This window comes from Marinibactrum halimedae (assembly GCF_021234875.1).
GTDB classification, from domain to species: Bacteria; Pseudomonadota; Gammaproteobacteria; order Pseudomonadales; family Cellvibrionaceae; genus Marinibactrum; species Marinibactrum halimedae.
Window position 1 is genome coordinate 51447 of sequence record NZ_JAJQVM010000034.1, and the last position, 9404, is coordinate 60850.

Annotated in this window: 11 protein-coding genes and 1 pseudogene; 3 read left to right on the top strand and 9 right to left on the bottom strand. The window is 42.0% G+C overall.

The genetic code is table 11. The features are described 5' to 3' along the window. Positions 1-149: 149 nt before the first annotated feature. On the bottom strand, positions 150-989 hold the full coding sequence (locus tag LU351_RS17100; RefSeq protein ID WP_232595310.1) for an SDR family oxidoreductase: 840 nt from the start codon (positions 987-989) through the stop codon (positions 150-152). Between the two features lie 152 nt (positions 990-1141). On the opposite strand from LU351_RS17100, the gene LU351_RS17105 reads away from it, so the two are divergent. Further along, positions 1142-2053 carry a LysR family transcriptional regulator gene (locus LU351_RS17105; protein WP_232595311.1) on the top strand — a complete coding sequence of 304 codons (912 nt, stop codon included), beginning with the start codon at positions 1142-1144 and terminating at the stop codon, positions 2051-2053. Between the two features lie 13 nt (positions 2054-2066). Here LU351_RS17105 and LU351_RS17110 read toward each other — a convergent pair whose 3' ends face one another. After that, complete coding sequence (locus LU351_RS17110; RefSeq protein ID WP_232595312.1) at positions 2067-2636, bottom strand: hypothetical protein; 570 nt, start codon at positions 2634-2636, stop codon at positions 2067-2069. A gap of 308 nt (positions 2637-2944) precedes the next feature. On the opposite strand from LU351_RS17110, the gene LU351_RS17115 reads away from it, so the two are divergent. Together LU351_RS17115 and LU351_RS17120 are read left to right on the top strand one after the other, a co-directional pair. Next, a complete protein-coding gene (locus LU351_RS17115) occupies positions 2945-4249 on the top strand; it encodes an MFS transporter (RefSeq protein ID WP_232595313.1) in 1305 nt (434 codons plus the stop codon). 209 nt (positions 4250-4458) lie between these two features. Further along, positions 4459-5139, top strand: a complete 681-nt coding sequence (locus tag LU351_RS17120) for a hypothetical protein (RefSeq protein ID WP_232595314.1) — start codon at positions 4459-4461, stop codon at positions 5137-5139. Between the two features lie 118 nt (positions 5140-5257). Here the strand turns inward: LU351_RS17120 and LU351_RS17125 are convergent, their stop codons facing one another. From LU351_RS17125 to tnpA, 7 genes and pseudogenes are all read right to left on the bottom strand, one after another. After that, positions 5258-5761 carry an endonuclease V gene (locus LU351_RS17125; RefSeq protein WP_232595315.1) on the bottom strand — a complete coding sequence of 168 codons (504 nt, stop codon included), beginning with the start codon at positions 5759-5761 and terminating at the stop codon, positions 5258-5260. Positions 5762-5924: 163 nt separating this feature from the next. Further along, a complete protein-coding gene (locus LU351_RS17130) occupies positions 5925-6632 on the bottom strand; it encodes a penicillin-insensitive murein endopeptidase (protein WP_232595316.1) in 708 nt (235 codons plus the stop codon). 161 nt (positions 6633-6793) lie between these two features. Next, complete coding sequence (locus LU351_RS17135; protein ID WP_232595317.1) at positions 6794-7282, bottom strand: hypothetical protein; 489 nt, start codon at positions 7280-7282, stop codon at positions 6794-6796. 98 nt (positions 7283-7380) lie between these two features. Then, positions 7381-7836, bottom strand: coding sequence for a hypothetical protein (locus LU351_RS17140; protein WP_232595318.1), 456 nt, complete (start codon positions 7834-7836; stop codon positions 7381-7383). An 88-nt stretch (positions 7837-7924) separates the two neighbouring features. Further along, positions 7925-8827, bottom strand: a complete 903-nt coding sequence (locus tag LU351_RS17145) for a TolB-like translocation protein (protein WP_232595319.1) — start codon at positions 8825-8827, stop codon at positions 7925-7927. Between the two features lie 217 nt (positions 8828-9044). Then, positions 9045-9149: pseudogene (locus LU351_RS17150) on the bottom strand (hypothetical protein); the annotation flags it as partial. Further along, the gene (gene tnpA / locus LU351_RS17155; protein ID WP_284285105.1) at positions 9119-9394 is read right to left on the bottom strand and encodes an IS66 family insertion sequence element accessory protein TnpA; all 276 of its coding nucleotides are present in this window, start codon (positions 9392-9394) and stop codon (positions 9119-9121) included. The gene tnpA and the pseudogene LU351_RS17150, both read right to left, overlap by 31 nt. Positions 9395-9404: the final 10 nt, after the last annotated feature.

A 9404-nucleotide genomic window follows, 5' to 3' on the forward strand; every position in this document is an offset into this window, starting at 1 on the left:
AATGCAAATGCGGCGGTCATGGTATGGCCGACGTAAATTAAAACACGGTGTTGATTATTGCTGCGGATCCTGAACCTCTACAGAGGAAGCGCATTAATTACCTTGCGCCCTTCTTTCTTGGTTTATGGCCACCAAGAAGAAGGACTTTTTTATGTCACCGGCCGTTCAGCCAACCAGTCAGATAGTGTAATTTGAGTTCTTATTGTATTGGGAACGTGTTTTTCGCCGGTGCGATCATAATGCTGCATAAGATCTGCCACATCCACCAACACCGCATCTCGGGCAATTCGCCCAAAACACTTGGCCATCCAAGTCGGTAGTGTTTTTACGCCTAATTGATGATGTTGAGCATAGCGCTCCACCGCCTCTTTCATCGCAATGCCCTCTGGACCATAAATCGAAATTCGTTGATTCCTGCAATTCGGGTCTTGTAGTGATTGACTGACAATTTGAGCGTATTCTGCGGCAGTGACCCAGTGGATTGGCTTTGTGGATGGGCCAATGCGTACCATTTTTTCATCCTGTTGAAATAGCGGTAACGTCTCCATAAACCAACTGGGCAAAAAGGCTAAATAAGGTTGATGACTGGCTTTTAATTTCTCCTCCGCTTCCAGTTTGTATCGATTATCCCAGCGATCATTAAATTCAGGGTAAGCCGATGCGCTGGAAATCATACTGATGCAATCAATCGTTCTATTTCCTAGAGCCGCCAGCACATTTTCGGCTCCCACCACATGCTGAGTGTAATAACTCTTACGGTCATGACCACTGACGTTGATGTGTACCATATCCGTGTTTGCCAACGCCACTTTTAGGCTCTCTACATCCATAATGTCGGCCTGAGCATACGAAAAGCCCTCCCCTAGCTGCGCTTGGGCTTTCTCAGGTGAACGACTGAGAATGCGAACTGAAAAACCATCGTTAAGAAGTTGGTGAGCAACCGGCGCACCCAGCATACCCGTTCCTCCGATAATGGAAACCGTTGTCATATCAATGTCCTCGTGGTGATGAATGGTGTTTTAAAAAATCGTTAAAGCGTGTTGATGGAATGAGGACAGCCTAAGCGGTTCTAATTGGAATGATTAGTGGGCTAAAATGAAATTTATTATCCCAAATATGAAACAATAAAAGAGGCTCAAAGGTGACAAAAAGGTTCGATATCGAAGCCATTATCTTGTTTGGTGAAGTGGTAGAAGCAGGATCATTCGCTCAAGCATCACGCCGACTCCGTCAACCCAGCAGTAACGTTAGCCGCCGTATTGCCAAGCTCGAACACGCTTTGGGGTATCCGCTATTACAGCGCACCACCCGCTCGCTTATCGTAACGGAAGAAGGTAAACAACTATTGCCTATGGCAAGGCAACTCATGGACTTACAGGAACAAGTTGAGCAATGGCAAAACAATCAACAAAGTGAACCTACTGGTATATTGCGCGTTACTGCGCCCAGCAGCTTTGCCCGAGGCCCTTTATCAACGTGGATGATTCAATACAAACGGTGCTATCCAAGCGTTACCATAGAACTCATCCACAGCAATGACTACTTAGATTTTCAAACCCACCAGCTGGATTTTGCGTTTCGACAAGGGCCTTTGCCCAACTCTACCCTCATCGCAAAACGCTTATTTAGCATTCAATACGGTGTATTTGCTTCACCAAAGTGGCTCGCCACACAACCACCCCTGCTCGTACCCAGCGACCTTATCCATGCCCCCGTTATTGCAATGGGCGCACAAGGCAAGCCTTTACCGTGGCGATTTCGGGATCAAGTGATTCAGCCTCAACGTGTTCAAATGCTATTAGAAGAACCTGAACAAAATCTACAGGCGGCCATCACTGGCCTGGGTTATACGTTTGCAAGCCGCTACGACGCCTCACCTTGGGAAAAACAAGGCGCCCTCCAAGAAGTACTCTTAAATCATCGAGCAGAGCCCGCTCATTTTTATTTGGTGTCCAACAGTCATCGTGATCGTTCGTTAAAAGCAAAAACGTTTTTAACACACATTGAAAAATCATTGATGGAATTTGGAGAACCCGACGGACTGGTGTTTTAATCGGACGCCCCGCCTAATTGTCAAATGTCGACTCAAACTTTTGCATTACCCAACCCATATTTTCACGCATAAAAGTGATGTCTTCAGGTTTCGCTTGCTTGGCTGCCTTTTCTATTTTTAGCGCCTCAAATCTCATCTCCTGAATGCTATTTTGCATCTCTTGTAATGTGGTATCGGGCATACCGCTTGATTTCATTGACGCTAGCATACTTTCTTGTTGCTGAATCATGGCATCCATATTCATGGACGCAGGCATTTGCTCTGTCATAACAACATAAATACTGCTCATCATTCGTTGGGTATACCGTAGAAAAGGTTCAATGCCCTCAAAGCCTGCCGATTTTACCACTTTGGTCACCGCATCTGTGGCTCCAGCAGATTCTATTAATGTCAATTGAGCTTTAGTATCGAAGAGGTCTTCATCAACTTTTTCATTTTGCAATGCAGGAAATTGTTGCTCCAAATCTTCTAGTTGCATCATGGTACTTTGAAGTGAAGACAATAAATCTTTTGTAAAAGGTTTATCGGCAGGCCAAGTCAAAGGCGATAAAAATAAACCAACAATGAACATAAATGTTTTCATCGGAATTCCTTTCTGATCATAGAGAGTATTTGTTTTGGGATTTGACTAGCATTTAAGCTGCTGCCAATCATAGCAATAAATAAAAACGTTGATGTGGTATTGCGCGTCATCCGAAATAAGAAAACCTGTTCTCAAGATTACCGTTACGCCATTTTGGTTGATATTAAAACTACCGCACCTATTTTATCTCGCCTATTTTACGCATACATTGAAATCCACTGGATAAGCGATTATGTTCGAAATCAAAATCATAATGGTTCATATCGTCGCTGAAGCTGAAGTAACGTCAATCCACAGGTCATCATTGTATGCAACATCAAAATGTTAAGCGTTACTGTGTGCTAATAAGTTTAATTTTCGCAGGAGAAATGATTTTCAGCCTGCCTTTTCACATTGCCCGTTTTTTTCGCCCCACTTTCTTAACCGTATTTGACCTTTCCAACACCGGCTTGGGAGATGCTTTCGCGATGTATGGGCTTATCGCCATGTTGGTGTACTTTCCCGGTGGCGTGCTGGCGGATAAATTTTCGGCGCGAAAACTGATGACCTGTGCGCTATTAAGCACCGCTGCCGGCGGGATTTATCTGGCGCAAATTCCTAACTTATTGGGTTTATCGTTGTTGTATGGCTACTGGGGAGCAACCTCCATACTGTTATTTTGGGCCGCCATGATCAAAGCCACCCGAGAATGGGGCGGCACCTCAAAACAAGGCAGCGCGTTCGGATTGCTTGATGGTGGGCGTGGCCTTGTAGCGGCGGTGCTGTCTACCTTAGCAGTAATGTTGTTAAGCCATTATTTATCTAACACCATAGACGCCGTTATGGATAACGAACGACGCAACGCACTGCAATATGTGATTTATTTTTACTCGGCTATGACTGCCCTTGCCGGTGTATTTATCTGGTGGGCGGTGCCCGATACAATCCATTCCCTCCCCTCCGCCAATCAAAATGTATTGACAGATCTGACAAACGTCTTGAAGAAGCCCACCATTTGGCTGCAAGCGTTGGTGGTGATTTGTGCCTATTGCGCTTATAAAGGCTTAGACAATTTTGGCTTATACGTCGTAGACGCTTTGGGTATGAACGAAGTAGATTCCGCACAATTCACGTCAAGCATTGCTTTTTTACGCCCCCTCGCTGCCATCTCAGCCGGTTTTCTGGCAAACCGAATATCTGCCAGCCGGGTTATTCTGGGTTGTTTCTCAATCCTTATCGCAACCTTTTGGGCTCTTGCGTTTTGGACTCCAATAAAGAGTAATCTCTGGATTATTTACGCGAACATTATCGTTACTTTTGCCGCCGTATACGCTCTAAGAGGAGTCTATTTTGCGTTACTTGAAGAGTCACAAACTTCTAGAGAGCGAACTGGCGCTGCAGTAGGCATTATTTCATTGGTCGGATTTACGCCAGATCTCTTTTTCACGCCACTGGCAGGGAGAATTCTAGATGCCTCACCAGGCATTGCAGGTCACCAACATTTTTTCTGGCTTATGCTGGCTATCGTTATTATCGGTGTTATGGCCAGTGCGGCCTTGTTGTGGCGTATTAAAAAACAGACACTTCAACTATCGGTAGGCGCTGAAGCGTCATCAGTGCGTGAATTAGGTTAATCCACATTAACACTTATATTGATTTACTGATCAAAGATAAAATTAGAATTATGACCCTTCCGGGGTTTTATTACAGATAAAACTCAAGCTATACTGCATCCTGTTTTTAACGACAAATTCGCTGTAAATTGATTTTTACTGCGAAACGTTAAAATCAATTTTACATTTGAAGGAATTATTAATTTTATTTAAAAAACAAGGATGAAAACATGTGTGACATAAAAGACTTTAGAGCTTTAGTAAAAAAAGACCGCCTAGAGGCCTTTAAAAAATATAAGCTTGACTTCAACAGTATGGATTTCGACATATTTGGAAACGAAGATGTAAAACCCTATGAAGTCAGCATTGACTGGAAATTTTCACAACCTAATATAATAAAAATGTATAAAAGGGAAGGTGAAAAAGCAAAAAATATATATTACCTCCCTTGGAAGCGAAGAGGTGTAACCTCGGTAACACTTGACAATGATTCTCCTGAGTTTTTTGTCACTTCTCATTTTAGCGGCTGTCGTTTTACAATAAATTATCACGACAATGAAGGTAAAAAAGTGACTGTAATGCATGTCGCTGGCGATACCGAAGGCGGCCAAAAGATAGAGGGAACGAAAGAAAGAGATCAGCTTGAAGAAGGTATAGAAGTAGATAATACACTAAAAAAAAGAAGGCTTTCTATCGGGGATCTCAAACAGCTCGGACAGAAAACCAGAGATTATATGGAAGCAAGAGAAATACAATTTAACACCGTATACTATCAAAAAGAAGCTCGGCTTTTTGGCTGTCGAACAGAGGCTGGAAGCTGGGAGTTTGTTGTACAAAATATTAGCAATGACGGAAAGTTGCTAGAGCCATTTATAATGAAGCATACTGATGTTTTTCCCAGCCAGCAATAGCGTTCAAATCTCTGTGTCATTTCTTTCATAAACTGGTTATTACCAGAGGGGATGACACATATCCAAATCAGACCTTCCCTTCGATTTTGAACAGCCTCACAACAGCGATTCTCATTTTTTAGGTACTTATGCCTCTACAAAGTTGATCCGCTTTTTTTAACAAGGTCGGTATTCTATGCTTCCCATGCATCTGCACTATAGCTGAGTTTGCCTGCTGTTGACTAATACCAACCGAGGTAACAAAAAGTGGTTTATTGCTTTGGCCTCGGTATACTTCAGCCTGTAAAGGCGTATCTTTAAAAGCTTTCTTCGCCACACCTACAACCGCTATTTTATTATCCAAAGCCTCGTATAAATGCATACCCAGCCCCCTCTTCTTCTCACGACCCAAGGTGACAAAGCCGTCAACGACGATGACCTCAATATTGTCTGGAATTTCTTCGAGCAAAGCTAAAATACAAGGTAATTCTCGTTTATAAAATGCCCCTGGTTCATAAGGTTGAATGTCGGGTACAGCCTTAATAAAGCATTCTATAGGGTGACTGGAAACCCAAGAATCAAAGAGCACTCCAGCGGCCAATGCGGAATGATCAGAATATTGAACATCTATAGCTAAAATCAACGTGATTAATTCCCTTCTAAAGGCCCTAAGAGTATCTTTGAAGTTGATTTATATCTCATCGGGAACTCCTTATATCTATAATGCGCCGATGTGCAGCTCTAAAGCATAGCGCAGTAATCAAAATGCATCAGTATTTTGCGCTCAGGTTTATTTATTAGCATATTCATTTGCACGGAATTGAAAAATCAACATGGTAATGTTCGTCATGTCTAACCCACGACCTCTTTTTCGAAAACTGAACATGCTTTTTTAAGTACGCGCCATATTTTGTTTTTAATAGATTCGGCTGAAGTTCTGGATCAAAAATGACGCGCCATAAATCATAGCCTTTTTTTTGCGAATTCTTATGGAGAGCAACTACATGAGCGGCCAAAGCCTCGTAGTCGATTTCAAGACCATCATAAAACCCACCCGAATCGAACTCTATATCGTACCCTAGACGGTTGAGTGGATTTGTCGGAAGGTGAACTGACTCCCCTTTCTGATTTATAACAGGCGTCATAAAGTCTACAGATAGACCGTTCATATGAGTTTTATGTGGCTTAAATTTACCACCTTCTTTAAAACCCGTTTCAGCATACTTAAATACTTTGTCAGGTTGCTCTGTTTCCAAATCTTTATATGAAGCGACGACAATATCTCTCACCGCAGAATGAACATAGGTTCTTCCTGCGAGCCTAGCCAGCGTGCTATATCCAATGTAGTTCCCACTACCAGCGGGTAAGCGAACACCATTTTCAAGTCGACCGTTAGAAGTAGTTCCGAAACAGATGCTCTCTTCAGATAATGATTCACCTGAAGCAAAGATCACTAAAATTAAAAATATGGCTCTCATTTTCTCTGTAATGCTAACGAGACTGTAGAAAAACACTAACTATGCCTTCCCTACATCTCTCAAAATTAGTTTATTTTTACGCCTATTAAAGTCCATTATGCCAAATTTGGGTTCTTCTACAGCCTCAACACCGCAACAAAAAGCGAGCGTTAATGAGTCCAGTCCATGTAATTTTTAGGTGATTTGCAACTGCCTTGCTAGTCGTTTTTATTTTCGTGCAGCCATTCATCTATTTCTTCCTTAATACTTTTAAAATTCATTGTATTTGTATATGTTGCAGACATTGGTATCGTTTTATTTCGACAACGAATAGCTAATCTCTCAAGAGAATCGCCACCATCTGTAGTGCCACCTTCTTGGATTATGACTTCTAAGATTTGAGCTATATCTAAAACACCCTTATCCTCATTCCACATAGATTGCACAGAGTAGCTGACCGTTTTATTTTTATGATCAAAATAAAACTCACTCTTTCTTGTGAATGCACGACCTAAAAAAAAGCCCAAAACTGCCAACAAGGGTAACTGTATGTATATACCTGGCCCCCAAGACGATACTGGATGAGTTAGCATATAGTGCCCGCCAGCTATAAAATTCACTAACAATAGGCAAATTAATAAACACAAAAAGAACCAAGATTTATTAGAAAGTGACAAATCTCCATTTTTAATATGTTTAACTCTCATCCGCCTAATACTCCGTACCAAGGCAGACGAATAGGCGTAGTGCTTTAGCTATCCCAGCGACCTGCGGGAGAGATTGCTGAAGCGTATTATGAGTAATATCAATAAGTCGTTGATTTAAATTCAAAATCTTCTCCAGATGTTGTCACTTCAATTTTATCGATTTTCCAACCATGCTCTTGGACGAATCTAACATTTTGTTTCTGGCTCGACCCTTTTTCTGGATAGTTTTCAATGAGAATCTCGAGAACCGGTGAATCTTGGTTCACGCTATTCAGACTTACTCGACTATGCTCCGGTAAAACTGCCTCAGCCTTGAAGAGAGTGAGAAAACGTTCAAGTTGATCTTCATTAACGGCATCGATCTTATCGTTAACGACTGCTTTGGCCCTTGAACTAATGAAGCTCTGATAATCATTCTCAGACATGCTATTCATTGCTTGTATTGAAGCTAGATAATCCTTGTAGATAGTTTCCGGATCAGCTTCTGTTTTACTACAGGACACTAATGAAATTAGAATAAGAAAAATAAGAGAAAATTTTAGTATGATATTCATATTATTTACTCAGTCATGATAGAACGCCCAGTTATCCAGACGCCCCATACAGATCTTCAGTACCAATCAACAACGATAACACGCTTGCTTATTGTTCTTTTACAACTTCGGTCATATAGGTGTTAGGTACTGTACCTTTTGGCTTAAGAATATCAATAAACTGTGCATCGACCCAGAATATGTCTCCTTTATCTCCACCAGGTGATCGATGGAAAAAAAAGTACTTTCCGTCAGGCGAAACACTTCCAAAAGCCTCTGAATATTCGGTATTAATTTCATCTCCAAGATTTATTGAAGGCCCCCAAGAACCATCTTGCTGTCGAAAGCTAATATACAGATCCGCACGACCAAAACCGCTTGCCCTTTGGTCATCCCAAATTAGGTAGGATTCATCTGGTGCAATATAGGGGTGGGCTCTGTATGGTCCCATGTCAATTTCGTCAACCAATGCCCTCGGTTTTTCGCGCTTTCCATCAGTTATTGGCGAAAATCTGATATTGCCTTCTCCGACGGCATCATCAAAATAGTACGTGCCATTTAAAGATGACGTAAGACGCATAATTGGAAGGTTATTGAGTGGAGCACTCCTGTCCATGGCATCCGACCACCCTGACTCTGTCCGTCGCATGTACTTCCTGCCCATATGTAAGATTTGTCCGTCTGCAGAAAGAAACGGTTCTCCCATTTTTTCTCCTATAACAGATTCGGTCCATTGTCCTTCATGCCACTCTACGACAACCAATGTGTTGTATTTATACTCACCACCTCTTCGGCGAAAGTAAAACGACTTCAAATCTGGAGAGATAGCGGCTTCTGCCTCTCTAAATTCGGTGCGAATAATCTCAGGGGCAAATAATTCTGGCGTCAAACCCGGAGGGTTCTGGCCAAGATAAAGCGGCGTACTAGATATTAGTCCATCCTTAGTATTGTTATTGCAGGCACTAAGTAGAATCGAAAAAAGTGAAATGGTTGTTAAAGTTACTCTATTCATTAAGACCTTCTAGGCGCAACGGCCAAAAATGGCATTTAGTGTACCTAACTAGGTTGTAGAAAAACCCAAATCATAGCTTCCCTACATCTCTCAAAACTTGTTTATTTTTGCGCCAAAAAAGTCAAGCACTACTAAAATTCTGGCACCACCTTACAAATTGATCAACAAACAAGCTATTCAATCGGTCAATTTGTCGAAATGACGGCAATTTGGGCCGTTAGGGCTTAAGATTCCCATAATTTACCAGCTTCTCAATATTATACACCAGACAAAAGAGCTGCCACTGGCCATTCACTTTGGTTTTTCCACGCAAGCTAAATTTCTTTTGCATTGGCCTATTTCTATGATGAGCTTGTCCAAGGGCTGGGGCTGTGTGGGTTCTTTATGGGGTTGTACGACCACGGTTGCAAAAGCTTGCTTTGCTTGAGCTTTCTTTCGTTCGGACAGTTTGATGCTGAAATATTTAGGGTTGACGTTATGTTGCTTGCAGAATTCCACTTGGGTTAGCTCAGATTTTTCAAATTCTGACAAAAGGTGGGGCCAGTTGTAACGGCGATATTTGGGCATGGTAGCCTCC

Bases quoted from the DNA above. Each gene is read 5' to 3' on its own strand.
- LU351_RS17120 (WP_232595314.1), top strand. From the start codon at position 4,459: ATGTGTGACATAAAAGACTTTAGAGCTTTAGTAAAAAAAGACCGCCTA.
- LU351_RS17135 (WP_232595317.1), bottom strand. From the start codon at position 7,282: ATGAGAGTTAAACATATTAAAAATGGAGATTTGTCACTTTCTAATAAA.
- LU351_RS17140 (WP_232595318.1), bottom strand. From the start codon at position 7,836: ATGAATATCATACTAAAATTTTCTCTTATTTTTCTTATTCTAATTTCA.
- LU351_RS17145 (WP_232595319.1), bottom strand. From the start codon at position 8,827: ATGAATAGAGTAACTTTAACAACCATTTCACTTTTTTCGATTCTACTT.
- LU351_RS17100 (WP_232595310.1), bottom strand. From the start codon at position 989: ATGACAACGGTTTCCATTATCGGAGGAACGGGTATGCTGGGTGCGCCG.
- LU351_RS17110 (WP_232595312.1), bottom strand. From the start codon at position 2,636: ATGAAAACATTTATGTTCATTGTTGGTTTATTTTTATCGCCTTTGACT.
- tnpA (WP_284285105.1), bottom strand. From the start codon at position 9,394: ATGCCCAAATATCGCCGTTACAACTGGCCCCACCTTTTGTCAGAATTT.
- LU351_RS17115 (WP_232595313.1), top strand. From the start codon at position 2,945: ATGCAACATCAAAATGTTAAGCGTTACTGTGTGCTAATAAGTTTAATT.